The sequence below is a fragment of the Mediterranea massiliensis genome, assembly GCF_900128475.1.
Taxonomy (GTDB): Bacteria; Bacteroidota; Bacteroidia; order Bacteroidales; family Bacteroidaceae; genus Bacteroides; species Bacteroides massiliensis_E.
Window position 1 is genome coordinate 780,525 of record NZ_LT635838.1, and the last position, 21,076, is coordinate 801,600.

Annotated in this window: 18 protein-coding genes and 1 pseudogene; 3 read left to right on the forward strand and 16 right to left on the reverse strand. The window is 50.6% G+C overall.

Annotated features, from left to right (window positions below):
* Nucleotides 1-20: 20 nt before the first annotated feature.
* Both BQ7483_RS13220 and BQ7483_RS13225 read right to left on the reverse strand, forming a co-directional pair.
* Nucleotides 21-431: a hypothetical protein gene (locus tag BQ7483_RS13220; RefSeq protein ID WP_008675519.1), complete on the reverse strand. Its 411-nt coding sequence runs from the start codon at nucleotides 429-431 to the stop codon at nucleotides 21-23.
* An 8-nt stretch (nucleotides 432-439) separates the two neighbouring features.
* The gene (locus tag BQ7483_RS13225; RefSeq protein ID WP_072546190.1) at nucleotides 440-646 is read right to left on the reverse strand and encodes a hypothetical protein; all 207 of its coding nucleotides are present in this window, start codon (nucleotides 644-646) and stop codon (nucleotides 440-442) included.
* 151 nt (nucleotides 647-797) lie between these two features.
* On the opposite strand from BQ7483_RS13225, the gene BQ7483_RS13230 reads away from it, so the two are divergent.
* Nucleotides 798-1,223, forward strand: coding sequence for a helix-turn-helix domain-containing protein (locus BQ7483_RS13230; protein WP_008675516.1), 426 nt, complete (start codon nucleotides 798-800; stop codon nucleotides 1,221-1,223).
* Between the two features lie 468 nt (nucleotides 1,224-1,691).
* Here the strand turns inward: BQ7483_RS13230 and BQ7483_RS18060 are convergent, their stop codons facing one another.
* Nucleotides 1,692-1,922 (reverse strand): hypothetical protein, encoded by a 231-nt coding sequence (locus tag BQ7483_RS18060; protein ID WP_032934359.1) that lies wholly within the window; start codon nucleotides 1,920-1,922, stop codon nucleotides 1,692-1,694.
* A gap of 293 nt (nucleotides 1,923-2,215) precedes the next feature.
* The gene (locus BQ7483_RS13240; protein ID WP_139247655.1) at nucleotides 2,216-2,791 is read right to left on the reverse strand and encodes a F0F1 ATP synthase subunit delta; all 576 of its coding nucleotides are present in this window, start codon (nucleotides 2,789-2,791) and stop codon (nucleotides 2,216-2,218) included.
* Between the two features lie 290 nt (nucleotides 2,792-3,081).
* Between BQ7483_RS13240 and BQ7483_RS18065 the strand changes: the two are divergent.
* Nucleotides 3,082-3,239: pseudogene (locus BQ7483_RS18065) on the forward strand (transposase); the annotation flags it as partial.
* A gap of 95 nt (nucleotides 3,240-3,334) precedes the next feature.
* Here the strand turns inward: BQ7483_RS18065 and BQ7483_RS13250 are convergent.
* Complete coding sequence (locus tag BQ7483_RS13250) at nucleotides 3,335-4,267, reverse strand: IS982 family transposase (RefSeq protein WP_317041272.1); 933 nt, start codon at nucleotides 4,265-4,267, stop codon at nucleotides 3,335-3,337.
* 429 nt (nucleotides 4,268-4,696) lie between these two features.
* Between BQ7483_RS13250 and trpS the strand changes: the two genes are divergently transcribed.
* Entirely contained in the window at nucleotides 4,697-5,791 is a 1,095-nt protein-coding gene (trpS, locus tag BQ7483_RS13255) for a tryptophan--tRNA ligase (protein WP_072546193.1), read from the forward strand.
* An 84-nt stretch (nucleotides 5,792-5,875) separates the two neighbouring features.
* Here trpS and BQ7483_RS13260 read toward each other — a convergent pair whose 3' ends face one another.
* The 11 genes from BQ7483_RS13260 to clpP form a co-directional block, all read right to left on the reverse strand.
* Entirely contained in the window at nucleotides 5,876-7,066 is a 1,191-nt protein-coding gene (locus tag BQ7483_RS13260) for an OmpA family protein (protein ID WP_072546194.1), read from the reverse strand.
* 114 nt (nucleotides 7,067-7,180) lie between these two features.
* Complete coding sequence (mutL, locus tag BQ7483_RS13265) at nucleotides 7,181-9,052, reverse strand: DNA mismatch repair endonuclease MutL (protein WP_072546195.1); 1,872 nt, start codon at nucleotides 9,050-9,052, stop codon at nucleotides 7,181-7,183.
* 16 nt (nucleotides 9,053-9,068) lie between these two features.
* Nucleotides 9,069-9,359 carry a hypothetical protein gene (locus BQ7483_RS13270; protein WP_022019420.1) on the reverse strand — a complete coding sequence of 97 codons (291 nt, stop codon included), beginning with the start codon at nucleotides 9,357-9,359 and terminating at the stop codon, nucleotides 9,069-9,071.
* An 11-nt stretch (nucleotides 9,360-9,370) separates the two neighbouring features.
* Nucleotides 9,371-11,035 carry an OstA-like protein gene (locus tag BQ7483_RS13275; protein ID WP_072546196.1) on the reverse strand — a complete coding sequence of 555 codons (1,665 nt, stop codon included), beginning with the start codon at nucleotides 11,033-11,035 and terminating at the stop codon, nucleotides 9,371-9,373.
* Between the two features lie 42 nt (nucleotides 11,036-11,077).
* Complete coding sequence (locus BQ7483_RS13280; protein WP_072546197.1) at nucleotides 11,078-12,445, reverse strand: peptidylprolyl isomerase; 1,368 nt, start codon at nucleotides 12,443-12,445, stop codon at nucleotides 11,078-11,080.
* Between the two features lie 9 nt (nucleotides 12,446-12,454).
* Nucleotides 12,455-13,306 (reverse strand): peptidylprolyl isomerase, encoded by an 852-nt coding sequence (locus BQ7483_RS13285; protein WP_072546198.1) that lies wholly within the window; start codon nucleotides 13,304-13,306, stop codon nucleotides 12,455-12,457.
* Between the two features lie 55 nt (nucleotides 13,307-13,361).
* Nucleotides 13,362-14,879, reverse strand: coding sequence for a peptidylprolyl isomerase (locus BQ7483_RS13290; protein WP_072546199.1), 1,518 nt, complete (start codon nucleotides 14,877-14,879; stop codon nucleotides 13,362-13,364).
* A gap of 173 nt (nucleotides 14,880-15,052) precedes the next feature.
* Nucleotides 15,053-16,528: an IMP dehydrogenase gene (guaB, locus tag BQ7483_RS13295; protein WP_072546200.1), complete on the reverse strand. Its 1,476-nt coding sequence runs from the start codon at nucleotides 16,526-16,528 to the stop codon at nucleotides 15,053-15,055.
* 100 nt (nucleotides 16,529-16,628) lie between these two features.
* Entirely contained in the window at nucleotides 16,629-18,812 is a 2,184-nt protein-coding gene (gene recQ / locus BQ7483_RS13300; protein WP_022019426.1) for a DNA helicase RecQ, read from the reverse strand.
* A 178-nt stretch (nucleotides 18,813-18,990) separates the two neighbouring features.
* Complete coding sequence (gene clpX / locus BQ7483_RS13305) at nucleotides 18,991-20,235, reverse strand: ATP-dependent Clp protease ATP-binding subunit ClpX (RefSeq protein ID WP_072546201.1); 1,245 nt, start codon at nucleotides 20,233-20,235, stop codon at nucleotides 18,991-18,993.
* A 2-nt stretch (nucleotides 20,236-20,237) separates the two neighbouring features.
* Nucleotides 20,238-20,900, reverse strand: coding sequence for an ATP-dependent Clp endopeptidase proteolytic subunit ClpP (gene clpP, locus BQ7483_RS13310; RefSeq protein ID WP_072546202.1), 663 nt, complete (start codon nucleotides 20,898-20,900; stop codon nucleotides 20,238-20,240).
* Nucleotides 20,901-21,076: the final 176 nt, after the last annotated feature.

The window sequence follows — 21,076 nt, forward strand, 5'->3', positions numbered from 1 at the left end:
TTGTCACGCTCGGTTTTCCGTTATCCTTCAACACTTTCACCTTTCTCTATAACTTCAAGAAGCATTATAAACTTCTCACGTACAGACTGCTTCATCTCCAGTTCTAATGTATGCGCCAGATTTGAAGCTGCACTGGTACTGTTCCTGCGAATGCTTCCGGAAAGAAGACTGTCAGTCAAACTGCTTATCTTGTTTTCTATAAACAACTTTGCTTCCTCATGACTGCCAACGGATAAAACCGTTTTCAAAGCGCGGTAACAAGCAAGCTCTCGTTGTGTTTTGTACATCTCTTCAGCATACCAGCAAAAGAAGTGTTCATAGTCCTCGTTCATCTCTTTGGTGTACTTGTCAGCTTGTTGTACCAAAGCGTCTATATGGTTCTTCACAAAACTGAATACAAAATCCCAGCAATCCATTTTCTTATTTTCCATAATCTCACTTATTTAAATTCGTTTATAATCGGTTTCAAACTCACGCCGTAGCAGCTCATCAAGCGCCGGATGAGATTCTTTACATAAAAATCGGGAGCGGAAAACACAATCCCGGTCTCTTCAGTGTATCTGAAACTGATACCGTCCATCATCAACACGTAAGCTACTTTGTGCTTCACGCTTTGTGTCTGCCATTCTTTGATTTCTTCGCTCATTTTCTTTAAGTGCTAAAATTCGTTATTCTCGACCTTTTTTTGTATCTTTGGTCGCTCGTTAATTTCTTAACTCGATGCAAATATAATACGCATTTGCGAATAAACAAAGTTTTAAGAGTTAAATTATTCGCATTTGCGAAAAATAAATTCAATGATGAGTATAAACGAACGTTTAAAGACCATTATCGAAGAACAATATAATGGCAATAAAAGAGCCTTTTCTATGGCGATAGGAGTAACACCTACTGTCATTGAAAATGTAGTTGGTAGCCGTCAAGGAAAGCCTTCATTTGATGTACTTGAAAAAATATGCGCAAATGCGAACATTTCACCTGATTGGTTATTAATGAATAGGGGAAAGATGCTTTACACATCCCCACAAGACAGTTCTGTTACCACCAAAAGCCAGGTAGCTTCTGCCAATTTATCTCCAGATATGCTCACAGAGCTTCTCAACCGTATCACAGAACAAGCAGCTGAAATAGGCCGTCTCAAAGAACAAATTCGCCAAATGAATCTTGAAAAAGGGAAACCTGCATCGGATGCGTACACTTCTGGGAATGCAAATGTAGGGTAGAGCGTACTTTTACCATCCGGAGAACATGAAACGTTACCCTGTGGGTACCCCCGATTATACCTTCAGACTCCCCTCTCTCGGTATTCCCCCTCCATCCACCCCATATAATCGCCCCAAAAGGACTGATAATCCGTTATATAATAATGTATACTTTTTATAGGTGATGGTTTTTAGGGTGGGTGTATCAAGGCATATTTTACACCTATCATTCAAAAAACCATATTTTACCATACTTCCAACTACCCCCTCTCAAAACCGTGTTTACTAACCCCAGTTCTTATAAAAACTAACCCCACTTTCTAACCCCAGTACTATCCCCACCTCCAAAATTGCCACTCCAAGTGTTAGGACAATCATCACTTCACTCGCCACTTTGAGACACAAAAAAGGAGACCATAAGTCTCCTCTACAAGAATAACTGCCGAATGGTGATTTTCTTTCGTTCTAATGCCATTCTAATCTATTCACCTACTCTCCCCTCCTACTCCCTGAAATAAGCGTAGATTGCTTGATTATAGCCCTTTTAGTGCATACTGTACCATTACCGGACAGACCGGCATGTAACAAATAATTCTTGGTCGCACCCACCTGTTCTGCCGTCAAAACCGTATAAACAGCCGAAATACTACTAAAATACCAATCTCTTCGCTTTGTTCCGTCTATTCCGTGCGTCAAATGCACATGTATAACCTTTGCCATATCAATATATTTTGCGGAGCAAATATACCAAATAATCATTATATGGAATATTTTAGAAACATATAATCCAAAACAAGGCATAAAAAAAGCGGCATATAACCGCTATCTTCCTATCCTACTTACACACCATGTAAACCTCATGTAAGCTCATTTAAAGCAATCGCCAAACCTATGCAGCCGAAACAGCCCTCCACGTAAACAGAAATTAAACCTGCGTAAACGTTTCGTTTTGCGGGAGTTCCTTCTATCTTTCCCCGTAACCTATTGTATTATAAAGCGATGTGTCGTTTTATTCAATATATCGTTTTATACGCTTCGTTCTGTGCCCCGTACATTTCACTTGCATCACCCTGATATTCCACACATACAAACACATGATATTGCCTATTGGGCTGCATGTATTGATTAGTCTTAATCACAACCGTATTCCCAATGACTTCTTCTGCAATTTGCAATACCATACCATCACCCTTCGCTCCTTCATCTACAACACTTTGGCCTTCTACTGCATTAGCCGCAAATTTTTCCCATTGCAAATCGGATTCATTTGTTGCTGTCCGAACAATAGCACTCACAGCACGAGCCAAAGCAGCTCTTGCTTGTCCTTCGGCATAAGCCTTAGCAAATGAAAGCCTGTGATTTGTTGCTTCACCATAGGCACGGGTAGCAGGACTCTCCTCTGCCAAAATCTGACATTCATTTAATTTCAATTCCGTTCCCCATGGTGTTTGGGACGTTCCTTTAGTACTTCCACCCGGAGTTACCGTCTGTTTTGAACTACCACAACCAAATACCGATAAAACGATGGCAACAGCCATCAACACCTTAACAACTTTCATAGTAATAATTTTAAAAATATTATACATCATAAAAAACATTCAATTTAACAGCAAGATTAATTTTTAGTAAAGTTATAAAAAGTTGCAAAAAACAAAACCGGGGAAATATCAAAAATTCAACTATAAATAGAAATAAGAATACTATGTAGGCAAATAAAACTACTATTATGCACATTTTATATCAAAAATATTAAGGGCAATAAAAGTATACGGCAGATATTTCTCAATTTACGCATATCATATACAAGAAAGACAAACAAGCAATCAATATTTACATTTTTCATTAGTATTATGCAAAATCTTATCTCTATTTGCAAATCAAAGAGGAGATTCTCAATTTCATGTTCACTCCTAGAAACATGAATAACCGAAATCCCTTGAAGCAGGGTAAGTTCCCGAAGAGCATTAAAGGGTACCATGTTCAGACAAGGGATATATTGGCCAAGCCCTGTTTGAGGACCTATTCCTTAATGGGCTCTTTTGATTTTATATCGAACTCACGCCGTTTTACATTTACATTCATCTATGGTACATTCGTAGAGGATACCTTCCAAAACAAGATATAGAAAACTATTATTCATAACGTGAGTTCGATATAAAATCAAAAGATAGTAAGTTGCCCGTCATTGATAAAATTAACATCAATGGCGGTTTTTTTTCAAAGAAACAGTATGCTGCAATAGCCGACAAAGAGTTAGCAATGAAATTGTTGAAGGAACGGTGTCTGGAGTGTTCTATCTGTGCTATGTTATTCAATTCATCATTGACAGTTTCAATCAAAGCTCTTTTTCTAAGCAAAATCTTGTCGGCAATACTCATTAGGGAATTCTTCATGTTATTTTTCACTTTAGTGACAAGCTGTATGTCGTTAAGAAAAAGGTTTTCGAATAGAGCCTGACCGATATATCCCTTGTCTGCACATAGTTTTCCCTTGATGTTTTCCAGAAACTTTCCTCCTTTCAACGATTCCCGATCATCCACATTCCCGGGAGTAAACATGAAATTGAGGATTTCACCTTTGTCATTAATAATCAGATGAATCTTAAATCCGAAAAACCATCCTATAGAACATTTTCCACGTTCGGCAAGTCCTTCAAATGTCTTATGAATCAATATCCTCTGATTACGACAAACACGTAAGGGAGTGGAATCAACAAAGCTGATGCCGGTACAGGTTCCCAGCAGGACTTTCTTGATGAAAATGGTCAGGGGAAGCAGTATTTCCTTTTCCAGTTCAACAAAACGGTTGTAGGATACCTGACGCGGAAACAGGTGTTTCAGATGTTTGCAGATATACTCCTTGTAATAATGCTTGAAGCAACGAAAACCACCGGAATGAAACAGGATTAGAATAACTATAATCTCAGCATCGCTCATGCGGTTTGGTTTGTTTCGATGCTTGGTATTCTTATCCTCAATCACATATTTCTCCTGTTGTAACGCAAATTCCTTGCAAAAATCATCTGCCATACAATAAATCTCTGTAATTTTAGACTCTGTGAACATAGTGGTAATCGTTTAAATGTTATAATTGGACACTATAATTTAACACTTTTACTGCTATGTTCCTATTTTTCAATAAATTATATTTATCCTTATATCGAACTCACGTATTCATATGAATCCAATTGTTTATCATTATTCAAAATACACTATACATCAAGCTGTTTTCTCTAATTTATCACGCCTAACTTCACGCTCAATTTCGAAAGATCAAGAAAAGCTCATGTTAAGAAAAAGAAAAGCGTTTAATTAAATATCGAAACAGGAACAATCATAATTATTCAAAGGAATCATCAAATATAAAAAACACATAAGAAACTCTCAAGAAACAAATCTATCGTTTTTTCTTGCCATACAGCCAGAAATATCTGAAAAAAAGCTAACTTTACAGCCCAAATAGACATTTATGAAAACAAATAGTAATCAGAAGATATGGCAAAAGAAAAAATCATCCTCACAGGCGACCGCCCCACGGGACGCCTGCACATAGGCCACTACGTGGGCTCGCTGCGCCGACGCGTGGAACTCCAGAATGCCGGTGGATACAAGGACATGTTTGTCTTCATCGCCGACGCACAGGCACTGACCGACAACATGGACAACCCCGAGAAGGTGCGCCAGAACGTCATCGAGGTGGCACTGGACTACCTGGCCTGCGGACTGGACCCCGCGAAGAGCACCATCTTCATCCAGTCGCAGATACCGGAACTGTGCGAACTGTCGTTCTACTACATGGACCTGGTGACCGTGAGCCGCCTGCAGCGCAACCCCACCGTGAAAACTGAAATACAGATGCGCAACTTCGAAGCCAGCATCCCCGTAGGCTTCTTCACCTACCCCATCAGCCAGGCTGCCGACATCACCGCCTTCAAGGCTACCACCGTACCCGTGGGCGAGGACCAGGAACCGATGCTGGAGCAGGCGCGCGAAATAGTCCGCCGCTTCAACAACATCTACGGCGAAACACTGGTTGAGCCTGAAATCCTGCTGCCCGACAACGCGGCCTGCCTGCGCCTGCCCGGCACCGACGGCAAGGCCAAGATGAGCAAGAGCCTAGGCAACTGCATCTACCTGAGCGACCCGGCCGACGAGGTACAGAAGAAGATACGCAGCATGTACACCGACCCCGACCACCTGCGCGTGCAGGATCCGGGCAAGATCGAAGGCAACACGGTATTCACCTACCTCGATGCCTTCTGCCGTCCCGAGCACTTCGAACGCTACCTGCCGGACTATCCCAACCTGGACGAGCTGAAGGCCCACTACCGCCGTGGCGGACTGGGCGACGTGAAGGTGAAGAACTTCCTGAACGCCATCATGCAGGAGACGCTGGAACCCATCCGCAACCGCCGCAAGGAGTTCGAGAAAGACATTCCCGCCATCTACGACATGCTGAAGAAAGGCTGCGAGACGGCCCGCGAAACGGCTGCCACCACTCTGGACGAAGTACGCCGCGCCATGAAGATCAACTACTTCGACGATGCCGAACTCATTGCCGAACAGGCGAAACGCTTCCGCGGAGAATAAGGATAGAATATACAAAAAAAACAGAGGCTGAACTCCCCAAAGGAATTCAGCCTCATTTTTTATCGATAACCTATAAGCCTAGGCTTACCGGGCAGTTTCAACAACTACCACACGGTTCAGGATGGGTTCGCCGAAGGAGTCAACCGCCTCGGCAGCGCCTACGGAAAGCTGACTGCGGTCTACACCATACTTTTCGACCAGCACGTTGATAACAGCCTCGGCACGCTGGCGGGCCAGCTTCTCATTGAATTCCTTGGTCCCGGTAGCCGCATCGGCATAACCGTTGACAACGAAGGTGGACCGGGGAGACTGCTTCATGGATTCGGCCAGGTAGGACAAATTCATGGTCTCACGCGAAGAAACGTCGGAAGAACCGATATTGAAAAATACGGTACGCGGCGCGATGACCGGTTTGTCCACTACAACCTCCTGCTTCTCGACAACAGGTTGGCGACTCTCGGCAGCCTTCAACGCCTCGGCCATCTGAGCATTCTCGGCAGCCATACGGTTCATCTTGTCGCGCATCGCGGCCAGTCGTTCTTCGGAAATGGCCGGAGCTTTCGGACGGTTGAAACCGCGCTTGGGGAAACGATAGGTCAGACCGACCGTCGCACTGAAAAGGCCGTCGTAGCCCTTGCCGCCGATACCGCCGTCAAACTTGTCCTCGGCAGCCACCGCACTGAGCTCCAGATTAATGTCGAGCGCATCGGATACGCGGAAACGGTTGATGATACCGGCATTGACCGACAAGGCCTCGCGATGGGGAGTGGAATAGTTGTGTGTGAAACCGGCACCTACATAAGGAATCACCTCATAAACGCGTGAAGGATTGTAACCGCCGAACAGAGCGTTCAGGTTGAACATTACATCGGCATGCAGGTTCATGTAGTTGAAGCGCTGTTTGTAATAGCCGCCGTCCTGCATGGCACCGACCGCATAATCTGATCCGGCCGAAGGAACAAAACCGCGCGCCTGCAGACCGCTATACTGCAAACGGCCTCCCAAGCCGGGGGTGAACCACTTGCCCACCGCCACATTCAGCGTGGGGCTGATGCGCTTGCCGAAACTGCCGGCAGCGTCGTAATCGCCGAACATCACCGTGGCACCACCACCCAACGAGACAAACCAGTTGTCCCAAAAGCGGTTGGTAACGACCGCATACTTGTCTTGAAGCGCTTCTGCCGCTTCCTTTTCCTCCAAGGCACCTGCCGGGGTCTGCGCAACGGCTGCAACAGACAATCCGGACAAAGCCAATAACATCAAATTCTTTTTCATACTTAAAAATGTTTAGGTTTAAAATTCTTTGCCGGACCTTTCGTCTTGCCGGCCTGCATAATAAACACCCTACATTTCAAAAAGTTTCAGAAAAGAACCGATATTTGACTTAAATCATCCTTTGGCAAAGAGTTTCTCAAGATCCTCGTCCTTCAGCGTGGTCAGCACGGTACGTCCGTCGGGCGTGTAACCGGGAGTGGCACAAGCGAACAGACTGTCGACCAGGGCCGACATTTCTTCGTTGCTCAGCACCTGGCCGTAGACGATGGCAGCCGCACGGGCCAGCGTCAGCGCCAGCTGGGTCTGCACCTCTTCCTTGACATCGCTGCCCTTCTCCAAGGCCGTATGCACCATGTTGCGGACCAGCTCCACCGGATTGAGGCCCTCGATGCCGGCGGGTACGCCGTTGATGGCATAGCTGCCTCCGCCCAACGAAGTCAGCTCGAAGCCCACGGCAGACAGGTCGTCCTGAATGCTGTCGAGCATGGCCACTTCGGAAGCGGGGAACTGTACGATTTCGGGGAAAAGCACACCCTGGGCCACACCCTGCTTCTGCCGGATCTGCTCCATGTAGCGGTCGAACAGAACCCGGACATGGGCCCGGTGCTGGTCGATCAACATCAGTCCGGACTTGACAGACGTCAGGATGTAACGTCCCTTGAACTGCCAGTGCTGTCCGCCCGCAGTGACCGGCAACGATGCTCCGGCATCCGGAGAAGCCGGGACAACAACAGCCTGGACTTCTTCCTCGATAGCCGGCGCCGGTTCCGTCACGTCATCGTTCATGCGGCTGGCCTTCTCCAGACCGGCATAGAGTCCTTCCCACTCCACCGGCTTGCGGGAATAGCTGCTTCCGCTGCTGTAAGAGGAAGAAGACGACTTGAAGGGATTGAAGTCGGCGTTGTAGTGCACCTGGGGAGGCTCGACAGGACGCACCTGCTCGAAGGCGGGAATGTCGGGCAGTCCATCGGTATCGAAATCGATGGACGGCACGGCACTGAACTTGCCCAGCGACTCCTTGACCGCCGCCGACAGAATCTGCCAGATGGCCTGCTCGTTCTCGAACTTGATTTCAGTCTTCGTGGGATGAATGTTCACGTCGATATTGGCCGGATCGACCTCAAAATAGATGAAATAGGAAATCTGCTCGCCGACAGGTATCAGGTGCTCGAACGCATCCATCACCGCCTTGTGGAAATAAGGATGGCGCATGTAGCGGCCGTTGACAAAGAAATACTGGTGCGCGCCTTTCTTGCGGGCCGTTTCAGGCTTGGCCACGTAGCCGGAAATGCGTACCAGCGTCGTATCCACCTCGACCGAGAGCAGCTGCTGGTTCAGTTTCTTGCCGAACACGGCCATGATGCGCTGACGCAAGGGCATGACGGGGAGATTGAACAGCTCGCTGTCGTTGCTGTACAGATAGAAAGCCACGTCGGGATGCACCAGCACGATGCGTTCGAACTCGGCCAGGATATTGCTCAGCTCCGTGGAGTTGGCCTTCAGAAATTTGCGGCGGGCCGGTACATTGAAGAAGAGGTTTTTCACAGAGAAATTGCTTCCCTTGGGACAGGAAACGGCCTCCTGACTCTCGACCTTCGAACCGGCAATGACCAGACGCGTACCCAGCTCCTCGTCGGCCAGACGCGTCTTCAGTTCTACCTCGGCCACCGCAGCAATGGAGGCCAGCGCCTCGCCCCGGAAACCCATGGTGCGGAGGGCGAACAGGTCGGACGCCTCGCGTATCTTGGAAGTGGCATGCCGCTCGAAGGCCAGGCGGGCATCAGTCTCGGACATCCCCTTGCCATCGTCAATCACCTGAATGGAAGTCTTTCCGGCATCGGTCACCAGCACATGGACCTCCTTGGCCTCGGCGTCGATGGCGTTTTCGACCAGCTCCTTGATGACGGACGCCGGGCGCTGGATGACCTCACCGGCCGCAATCTGATTGGCCACCGAGTCGGGCAACAAATGAATGATATCGCTCATGAAACAAACTCGTTAATTAAATGATGCCGTTGCTGATGGCATACCAGAGGTAAGCCAGCAGGCCTATGAAAAACAGGATGACAATGAAGTGCAGCGGACGCTTGCCACTCTCCTTGCGGCGCTTCAGATGCGTAGTGGCCTCCACGAACTTGCCGCGGATGTCTTCGGGATTGAACTCCTTGGGAGGAAGCATGCCCAGTTCGCGCTTGGCGTTCTCCTTCATTTTTTCCAGCTTCTCCTTCCGCTCGTCCACATAAATATAAGAATGGTGGAACCCACGCGGTTTTCTCATTGTAAACATACCCATAAAGCACTCTCCTATTTTTTAGTTCGTTCGATATGCATGTCGCGCGGCGAAACCGTGGGCCGTCGCGAGCTCTGCTTCAGCACGGCGTCGGCCTTCTTGCCGCGCCAGTTAAAAATGTCTTCCTTGTTTAGCGGCCGGATGTAGTCGAGCCAGACGAACGACGGCAACCGGTACTTGTCGGCCGGAATCTGGTCCATGGGATAGGCCGTTCCACTGGCTTTTCCGATGAAAGCTCCCCGCTCCATGCGGCGGTCCTTCAGCATCATCCTCAGGAAACCGCCTTCGGAATAGTTCATCAGGATGAGGGAGCTGTCGCGCTCTTCGACCGGATAGAACACCACCAGCACATTGCCGTTCACATCGACCTGACGCATCTCGCCCTCCCTGAAGTATCCCATCATCTCCTTACCGGCCACCTGGTTGTAGTGCAGGGAGTCTTTCTGCTCGATGGCCAATGCCTGGTTGATGATGTGGGCCCAGTCGATGGTACTGTCGTTCATGTAGACCTTGATCTGCTCGCCCAACAGCTGCTCCTGCCCGTACCACATGACGGGGTCGGTGTACATGGTCATGCAGGAGTCCTTGGAATTGTAGACCAGGGAGTCGCATACGGCCTGTATGTCCGAACGGTAGGCACGCACCTTGTGGTAGACGCGCATCTCGCGGTACATGGAGTCGGTATTGAGGTGATAGGTCACCATCTGCAACGTGTCGCCGTGCATGAACAGGCTGTCGCCCTGCGAATAGTCTACAGCCACCGCCCGCCTGGTAGCCAGCGCGCTGTCGGTCAGCTCATTGTAGAAGCAGTAATCCCCCATCAGCATATTGCGGTTCACGGTGTCGTTCATCACCACATGATCGAAAGCCTCGCCATACCCCAGCTTGCGGTCGTAGAACAGGCTGTCGCCCGTCAGCCGCTTCCCCTGGTTGGTCAGCACCGAACGGTCGAGCAGTTCGGCCTGCTCGGAGGCCGTGTTGTAGACGCCCCGCTCGGAATAGATGTGGTTGTTGTCGCTCACGATGTCCGACGGGCCGAGGATGGTGGCTATCTTGGTTTCCGTGTGATACTTCAGCGTATCGGAAGTCAGCACGAAACGGGGATTGGTGAGCGTCACGTCGTGGTTGAACACGGCAATCTTGGTTGCCGGACTGTATTCGCCCCAGACGGAGGTCAGCACGTTCTGTTCGTCGGTCAGCGTACCGCCCTCGAAGTAGTAGCCCAGGTTGTAGAGGCGGTCGTAGTTCAGGCTGTCGGTCGTGAGCTCGGTATTGCGGTTGATCATCCGCACATGCTCGCGCAGCATGGCCAGCTGCGTCATGCCGTCGTAGTAGAGGTAATCGCCATACACGAACAACGTATCTCCCTGTTCCATGTGCACATTGCCGAAGGCCTCCACCGAATTGATGGCCTTATAAATCAAGGCACTGTCGCAATAGATGTACATGCTGTCGTGCCGCAGCTTGACGGAACCGACCAGAATCTGGACATCGGGGCGGATACGGTCGTCGGCCCGTGCCTCGTCGGCGTAAAGCAAATCGACCCGGGTTTTCTTCTTTTCAGGCTCCTTCTTCCGGTCCTGCGCACTGAGCAGACAGATGCCAAACAGGCATAGAATACCTGTCAGAAGGTATCTATGCCTGTTCAGAAAATGGGAAATCGAATATCTTTTCTGCATAAATGTCTCTTAAATGTTCTCTCTCCAGAAGCCCGGACAGGCTCAGTCCTTGATCCAGCCGGGGTACTTGAACTCACAATTGTTCCACCCTTCCTTGATGCGGACGTAGGTATGCTTCTGTTTCTCGCGGATCCACTCGTCCAATACCTCGGCCCGGCGCTTCTCCAGAACCAGGTTCTTCAAGTTCTGGTAGTCGTCGGTAATGGTGGCCTTGTGGCCGTTGATGCGGCTCTTCAGCTTGACGATGACGCACTCTTCCTTACCGGTTTTCTCGGGAATCATGGTGAAGGCCTCGGAAATCTCGCCCACCTGCATCTTGTCCACCACCTTGGCTATCTCGGGGGGCAGCTCCTGCATCTCAAATTTGGACGTGTTGGTCATCGGGTTGGGCAGCAAGCCGTGGTTGTTGCGCGTATCCTTGTCCTGAGAAATGACGGCAGCGGCCTCCTCGAACGTAAACTTGTTGTTTCGGATGGCATCGGCAACGGAGTCCAGACGAGCCATACCGGCTTCCAACGCACTTTCAGGAACATGCGGACGCAACAGGATGTGACGCACCTTGATGCGGTCGCCACGCTTCTCGATGAGCTGGATGATGTGGAAACCGTATTCCGACTCCACCACCTTGGACACCTTGGTAGGGTCCTGCAGGTTGAACGCCACATTGGCAAAAGCGGGGTCGAGCTGCCCACGGCCATAGAACGGCATCTCACCGCCATCCTTGGCCGAAGCACGGTCTTCCGAATACATACGGGCCAACGTGGAGAAACTGGTCTCGCCCTTGTTGATACGGTCGGTAAAGTCGCGCAGACGCCGCTTCACGTCTTCCACTTCCTCGACCGGAATGCGGGGTTTCTGTGTAATAATCTGCACCTCGACCTGAGTCGGGATGTAAGGAACGCTGTCCGGCGGAAGGTTCTGGAAATAGCGGCGCACCTCGGCCGGCGTAATCTTGATATCGCCTACCAGCTTCTGCTGCATGCGCTGCACCGTCAACCCCTCACGGGCATTCTCGCGCAGGGTTTCACGAATCTGCGTGGCACTCTTGTTCCAGTATTCCTCCATCTTCTCCATGGATCCGATGCGGCTGACATACTGGCCAATCATGTAGTCTACCTGGCTGACCACTTCGCCCTCGGACACTTCGATACTGTCGAGCTCCGCCTGATGCAGGAACAACTTCTGGACAGCGATTTCCTCGGGTATCACGCAATAAGGATCACCGTCGAACTGGCGTCCGTTGTACACGGCGTCCAGACGCATTTCTTCCACTTCCGATTTCAGGATGGCCTCATCACCCACGACCCATACCACTTCATCGATGACATTGTCCTGTCCCCACGTCGGGAGGCAGGCCAACAGCATAGCGGCCAATCCCACTATAAACTTAACGTTCATACACTTTTTCATTCTGCTATCTTAATTCACACAATATTTTAATTTTCCATCTTCCACGGCTTCCTTATAAAGGTCGCCCTTCACCTGATTCAAGAATTCAACCTGTTTCCGGTTCACAACCATCTCGCTGACGGCACTTCGGGCTGCCTCATAGGGCTCCTGTCCTCCCGTAGGGATATAATCGCTTACGTTCAGGAAATACCAATAGGCCGTATCCTTGAGCTCGACATGCCGGTTTTTCGCGAAATAGGCATCCACCTTCTCTTCCCTAAGCGGCATCAGGGAAAGGATTTCGGACGCCGGAATCCACTTGTCATAGAAGTACTCATACTTGACGGCATTCTGCAAACTGTATTTTTCCAGATGCTCCACCGCACTCTGCCGCTCGTCCTTGTACCACTGACGCACGCGGCCAATGCCCGGCGAGGTGAGCGGTACCTTGATGAACAGTCCCTTCATCAACGGAGCTTCGGCCTTGAACACATCCTTGTTCGTGTCATAATAGGTCTGCAAATCGGCCTCCGTAATCTCTTCGGCCAATTTTTCCTGAATCAATGACTGCTGATAGACATGCATGATCAACGCTTTCCGGTAGTTCTTCACCAGTTGTTCAATCTCGGCATTGTCCGGAATATTGTTCTGCGCCTTCTCGTACAACAGGATGTCTTCCGCCCAATTACGGATATAATGTTCAGCAAACAGCAGGCTGTCGTCCTTCGACTGCCCCACAGGCTGTACGGCCGCCAAGTCCTCCTGATAGAGGAAGTTGCCGTCCAGTTCCACCAAGGGCGTGCGGCCCTTATGGTCGTACTGCGGCTTCCCACAGGCTCCGACCAGGAGCATCATAAGTCCCAACAGACAGATATTTCGCATGGACAATATTTTTTCCTTCATTTAAGGTACGAAGATAGCGGTTTAATCGGTTGCATCAGTGATTATTAACGGTTTTTAAAACCTCTTGGTTAATTTCAACCTTAAACTTTCGGTGAAGTTCGTCCAGCCAGCCGGCTTCCAAATGGCGGTAATAGTCGGTCCACAACCGCCTGCCCACTTCCTGCCAACACTCCGGTCCCTTGACTTTCCGTCCCAGCCAGGCCGTATAAGGGAAATCGGCCAACGGCCGCGCCTCTCCCTTCCCGAACAGATGTTCGTCTACATAAGGATTGTCGCCGGCAGCAAACAATCCCTGTTCGGCTCTGACATTTACAACGCCTCCGGCATTCACTCCCAGCCGGATGGCTTCCTGCCACTCTTCAACCGGCAGTTTCTTCAGGAATTTGCGGGTGCGACGGGCGATGCGCTTTGTCCGACAATGCAGGACGATGCCCTCGTAGCGGGGCTGGGGCCACTGATAGTGCTTCCGGTTGGCCTCAAAGTATTGCGCCACGCCGACCGTGTCGGCCGGTATCAGGCAACCGATGGCCCGATGCTCCATTTCGGCAGCCAGGAGGCTGTCGCGGAAGAGGCTCAAATGGGTGGCAAACTCCGGTGACTGCTCCCCCAGGCTACGGCTTTCATGGTCCAGTACCGTCTTGACCACAAACAATTCCAGCTGACGCTTCAGCGCAGCCGGATGGGCCGCGGCAAATCGGGCAAAATCATCCCCCGAATACGGACATCCTCCCAACAGGAACAACGTCTTGTCGGTCTTGCCACGACGCAGCAGTTCGTTCATACCTGCCTTGTCGGGACGGTATCCATACTCCGTCTTCAGACGGACGACCCTTGCGCTGACCGCTTCGCTCCACTCGCCACGCACCAACCGCCTCTCCAGACGTTCCTTCAGGACATCAAAAGAGGGAAGCTCCTTCCGGTCGAGCACCTTCACGATGTGAATGCCCTGCGGAGTAAAGAACGGACGGGAAAGCTGGCCCACCGGCAACGAAAACACGACGTCCTCGAACTCAACCGGCATCTGCAGATAATCCACCCAGAAAGGTGTCTTTTCCTCGGAGCAAGCCTCCACACAAGCCGTAAAATCGGCCTCTCCAGCCTCCAAAACCTGATAAAGGGAATCCATCCGCTGCTCTACACGGGCCAGAGCGGCTGCCGTCACATTCTGGGGAACGGACTGGAAAATATGACTGACCAGAACCCGCCCCGCGTACTTCCGGGCCTGAAATCCCTGGTAATAGGTCCATGCGGCCGAATCGGCTTTCGCGCTATCCGTCAGACAAGCCTTGAGCCAACGATTCCGGAACCGGTCTACAGCCCGACGAATCTGAGGCAAGGTATCCAGTTCGGCCTGACGGGCAGCCAACGCCTTCAGCTTGAAATCCACGAAACGACGGACATCGGGCCGGGCATCGTTCTGGCGGTGACAGAAAAGCCTGAACTCGGCTACGTCTACCGCCTCATCGCCCACACGGACACATACCCCCGTCTGCGCTTCCGCCCAAACCGCCACTCCCAGCAGGAGCATGCATAACCAACCCCACTTTTTCATCTTTCTATTCTCCCGATTGAAACATTCACTGATAAATCCACAAAAAAGGCACGGATGATACAACTCTACAGATTCACGACCATGAAAACCCTACAAAAAACGTATCATCCATGCCTTGTATAATTTATGCTGCCGGCAGGAGCCTCATCCGCCCCTTCCGGCCTTGCCAGCCTTTACTCCGGACGGCTATAGTTGGGAGCCTCACTGGTAATGGCCACATCGTGCGGATGGCTCTCGAGCACACCGGCATTGGTGATGCGCGTAAACTTGGCATTGTGCAACTGCTCGATGTTGGCAGCGCCACAATACCCCATACCGGCACGCAAACCGCCGACCAGCTGATAGATCACCTCGTACAGGGTACCTTTATAGGGAACACGGGCAGCGATGCCTTCGGGAACCAGCTTCTTCACGTCTGTGGTGCTGCTCTGGAAATAGCGGTCCTTCGAACCGTTTTCCATGGCTTCCAGCGAACCCATACCACGATAGGACTTGAACTTACGGCCATTGAAAATAATCGTGTCGCCGGGAGACTCTTCCGTTCCGGCAACCAGCGAACCGATCATGACGCAGTAGCCGCCGGCAGCCAATGCCTTCACGACATCACCCGAATAGCGCAGACCACCATCGGCAATCAAGGGAACACCCGTTCCTTCCAGTGCCTTGGCCACGTCGTAGACGGCTGTCAGCTGGGGAACACCGACACCGGCTACCACACGGGTAGTACAGATGGAGCCCGGACCGATACCTACCTTTACGGCATCGGCACCTGCCTCAACCAGCATCTTGGCAGCTTCGCCCGTAGCGACATTACCCACTACAATATCAATATTTGGAAATGCCTTCTTGGCCTCTTTCAGTTTTTCAATGACATACATGGAGTGACCATGAGCCGTGTCGATGACAATGGCATCGGCACCTGCCTCTACCAGCGCCTTCATACGGTCCAGGGTGTCGACCGTCACGCCGACACCGGCAGCCACACGCAAGCGGCCCTTGGCGTCCTTGCAGGCCATCGGTTTGTCCTTGGCCTTGGTTATGTCCTTATAAGTAATCAGACCGACCAGCTTGTTGTCCTTGTCTACCACCGGCAGCTTCTCGATCTTGTGCTCCTGCAGAATCTGTGCGGCAGCCTCCAGGTCGGTTGTCTGGTTGGTCGTCACAATGTTCTCCTTTGTCATCACCTCGTCGATGCGCTTGCTGTGATCTTTTTCGAAACGCAGGTCACGGTTGGTCACGATGCCTACCAGATGGCCTTCATCGTCCACTACAGGGATACCACCGATCTTGTATTCGGCCATCAGGGCCAACGCGTCAGAAACCGTAGAGCCTCTTTTGATGGTCACGGGGTCGTAAATCATACCGTTTTCGGCACGCTTTACGATGGCTACCTGACGGGCCTGCTCCTCGATGGACATGTTCTTGTGAATGACACCGATGCCGCCTTCACGGGCAATGGCAATGGCCATCTTCGCTTCTGTAACCGTATCCATTGCAGCCGTTACAAAAGGAATTTTCAACTCAATGTTTCTTGAAAACTTTGTCGTGAGTTCGACAGTCTTAGGGAGTACTTCGGAATAAGCGGGAATCAACAGTACGTCGTCGTACGTCAATCCGTCCATAACAATTTTATCTGCAATAAATGACATAGGGCGTAAAAAATTTATTGCGTGCAAATATACGTTTTTTATTCCATTTTCGCATATCTGCACGCAATAAATTTTCTTTTTTTAAACTCAAATGCCGGGGTTAATTCGCCATTTCGGAGATGAACTTAATGCGAACCAGGCGGACTTCTTCTTCCGTATAGTCGTCGCCCAACTCCTCGAGCGCATCATCGATGTTGTCCGTGGTTGACTCCTTGAAATAGTCATAGATATCCAGCATGTGGTCTTCGTCCATGATTTCGTCCAGGAAGTAGTCGATGTTCAGCTTGGTACCCGAGTAGACAATCGCTTCAATCTCGTCGAGCAGTTCGTCGAACTCAATGCCCTTCGACACGGCGATGTCGTCCAACGCCACCTTCCGGTCGATGGCCTGAATGATGGAAACCTTCAGCTTCGACTTGTTGGCCACGGTACGGACGCGCAGGTCTTCAGGACGTTCGATTTCATTCTCCTCGCAATGGCGCTTGATGAGCTTGCAGAATTCCTCGCCATAGCGCTTGGCCTTACCTGCGCCTACGCCCGGAATGTTCTGCAGTTCTTCGAGCGTGATGGGGTAAATGGTGGCCATGGCTTCGAGCGACGGATCCTGGAAGATGACGTAGGGAGGTACTTCCAGATGCTTGGACAGCTTCTTCCGCAAGTCCTTCAGCATGGAGTAGAGCACGGGGTCGACCGCACAGGCTCCACCGCCGCGGGCCGGTGCCTCTTCCTCCACCTCGTCGAAATCGTTGTCTTCCGTAATCTTGAACGACTTGGGGTGCTTGAGGAATTTCTTTCCGGCCTCCGTCACCTTCAGCAGGCCATAGTTTTCGACATCCTTGCTCAGATAGCCGGCAATCAACGCCTGGCGGATCACCGCATTCCAAGTCTTGTCTTCCTCACCCATTCCGGAGCCGAACACTTCCAGATCCTCGTGCAGGTGGGCCTGCACTTCGGACGTCTCACGGCCCTGAATGACATCTACAATATAATCGGATTTGAAGTTCTCCTTGACTGCGAGAATGGTTTCAATCACAGTACACAATAAGTCTTGAGCTTCCACTTGTTTTTTCGGATTTAAACAATTGTCACAATTACCACAATTATCCTCCGTATACTCTTCGCCGAAATAGTGCAGCAGCGTCTTGCGGCGGCACACGGAAGACTCGGCATAGGCAGCCGTTTCCTGCAGAAGCTGCTTGCCAATCTCCTGTTCTGCAACAGGTTTTCCCTGCATGAACTTTTCCAGTTTCTGCAGGTCTTTGTTCGAATAGAACGTGATGCACTGTCCTTCGCCTCCGTCGCGTCCGGCACGTCCGGTCTCCTGATAATATCCTTCCAGACTCTTGGGAATGTCGTAATGGATGACAAAACGCACATCCGGCTTGTCGATGCCCATACCGAAGGCAATCGTGGCCACGATGACGTCAATCTTCTCCATCAGGAAGTCGTCCTGGTTCTGCGAGCGGGTAGCCGAATCCATACCGGCATGATACGGGCGGGCATTGATGCCGTTGGCCTGCAACACTTCGGCCAATTCCTCCACCTTCTTCCGGCTCAGGCAATAGATGATGCCCGACTTTTCCGGGTTGTTCTTGATGAACTTGATGATATCCTTGTCCACATTGGCCGTCTTGGGACGTACCTCGTAATAAAGGTTCGGGCGGTTGAACGACGACTTGAAGACTTTGGCGTCCACCATCCCCAGATTCTTCTGAATGTCGTGCTGTACCTTGGGGGTGGCGGTAGCGGTCAACGCAATCAGCGGCGCTTTTCCTATTTCGTTAATGATGGGACGGATGCGACGGTACTCCGGACGGAAATCGTGTCCCCACTCGGAGATACAATGGGCCTCGTCTACGGCGTAGAAGGAAATCTTCACCGTTTTCAGGAATTCCACGTATTCTTCCTTCGTCAGCGATTCGGGAGCGACGTAGAGCAGCTTGGTCTTTCCGCTCAATATATCGGATTTCACTTGGTCGATGGCTGTCTTGTTCAGGGACGAGTTGATGAAGTGGGCCACTCCGTCTTCCTCGCTGAAGTTGCGCATGGCGTCTACCTGGTTCTTCATCAAGGCTATCAGCGGCGAAATGACAATAGCGGTCCCATCCATCAGCAGCGAAGGCAGCTGATAGCACAAGGACTTGCCTCCGCCCGTAGGCATCAGCACAAATGTGTCATTTCCATCCAACAGATTCTGGATGATTGCCTCTTGATTCCCCTTAAATGTGTCGAACCCGAAGTACTTCTTCAGTTGTTCCTGCAAATTAATCTTCTTCTCAGCCATGTCCTTCTATTAGAATGTTGTTTATTAAACGTTCTTGTATCAATCTCTCCCCCTCGGAAAGGGACTATTTTCCCGAGAGCCTAACAAAGTTATAAACAACTTCTCAAATTTCAAGCAAAAAACACTGAATATTTTTCAGAAAAACACGAAAAACAGCCCTGCCTGCCCTTTTCCAGGGTCAGGCATTCTGCAACCGGGCTATATTGGCTTTCTCCAGCTGATGCTTGGCATAGTCGAGCGTCACGAGGAAAGAATCCTTCTGTTCGGAAGGAATCTCGTACATGGCGTCCATCATGATGGTTTCGACGATAGAACGCAGGCCGCGCGCGCCGAGCTTGTACTCGACTGCCTTGTCTACGATATACTCGAATACGGCATCCTCAAACTCCAGCTTCACGCCGTCCATCTCAAAGAGTTTGACATACTGCTTGATGATGGAGTTCTTGGGTTCAGTCAGGATGGATCGCAGAGCCGTGCGGTCCAACGGGTTCAGATAGGTGAGCACCGGCAGACGGCCGATAATTTCAGGAATCAGACCGAAAGACTTCAAATCCTGAGGAGCGATGTACTGCATCAGGTTGTTCTTGTCGACAGTAGCCGTATTGCGCACAGCGCTATATCCCACGACATGCGTATTCAAGCGCTGGGCAATCTTCTTCTCGATACCGTCGAACGCTCCGCCGCAAATGAAGAGGATATTCTTGGTGTTGACCGGTATCATCTTCTGCTCGGGATGCTTGCGTCCGCCCTGGGGAGGAACGTTGACCACCGACCCTTCGAGCAGCTTCAGCAATCCCTGCTGCACACCCTCTCCACTCACATCGCGCGTGATGGAGGGATTGTCACCCTTGCGGGCAATCTTGTCGATTTCGTCGATGAACACAATGCCCCGTTCAGCCTCGGGCACATTGTAGTCGGCTACCTGAAGCAGGCGGGTCAGGATGCTTTCAATGTCCTCGCCCACATAACCGGCCTCCGTAAGCACCGTAGCGTCTACAATGGTAAAAGGCACATGCAGCAGCTTGGCGATAGTACGCGCCAACAGGGTTTTTCCCGTACCCGTACTGCCCACCATGATGATGTTCGACTTTTCAATCTCCACATCATCGCCGCTGTCTTTCTGCAACAGACGTTTGTAGTGATTGTACACCGAAACAGACAAGAAGCGCTTGGCATCGTCCTGCCCGATGACATACTGGTCGAGGAAAGCCTTGATTTCCATCGGCTTGGGCAGTTCCTTCAGGTTCAGTTTGCTGGTACCGTCCTTGCGTTTGTTCTCCAGGGCCTCCTGCGTTATCTCGTAAGCCTGCATGGCACAGCTGTCGCAGATGAAGCCGTTCATTCCCGTAATCAGGAGTCCCACTTCATCTTCAGACCGCCCGCAAAAGCTGCATCTGTTCTTTGTTCTTCTTGAATCAGCCATACTTATTTCCTAATCAACACTTCGTCTACCATACCATATTCCTTCGCCTCCTGCGCGGTCATCCAATAGTCGCGGTCGGAGTCGGCCCACACTTTATCGAAAGGCGTATGCGAATGGTCGGCAATGATGGTATAGAGTTCCTTTTTCAACTTCTGAATCTCACGGGCCGTGATTTCGATATCCGAAGCCTGTCCCTGTGCACCTCCCATCGGCTGATGGATCATGACGCGCGAATGAGTCAGGGCCGAACGTTTGCCTTCGGTTCCGGCTACCAGCAGTACAGCTGCCATACTGGCTGCCATGCCTGTACAGATAGTAGCCACATCGCTGGTGATGAACTGCATCGTGTCATAGATGCCCAGGCCGGCATATACCGAGCCGCCCGGCGAATTGATATAGATAGAGATGTCCTTGCCCGGGTCTACCGAATCCAGGTAGAGCAACTGTGCCTGGAGGGTATTGGCCGTATAATCGTCAATCTGTGTACCCAAGAAGATGATACGGTCCATCATCAGACGGGAAAACACATCAAGCTGGGTGACGTTGAGCTGGCGCTCTTCCAGAATATAGGGGTTCAGATAACCGGCCTGCGACTTGATGACATCGTCCAGTACCAGGCTGTTCATCCCCAAATGCTTGGTGGCATACTTTCTAAAATCGTCCATAATCCTACGTATTTAAATTGCGGGTGCAAAGAAACAAAAAAGAATAGAGAGACACAAAAAAAACGGGGATGTTTGAAAAGTTTTTCAGACATCCCCGTTTTTTAGTGACAAGTGACAAGCTACGAGCTACAAGCAGGAGGAGAATTTCCCATTCTTCCCCACAACCGGTAGCTATC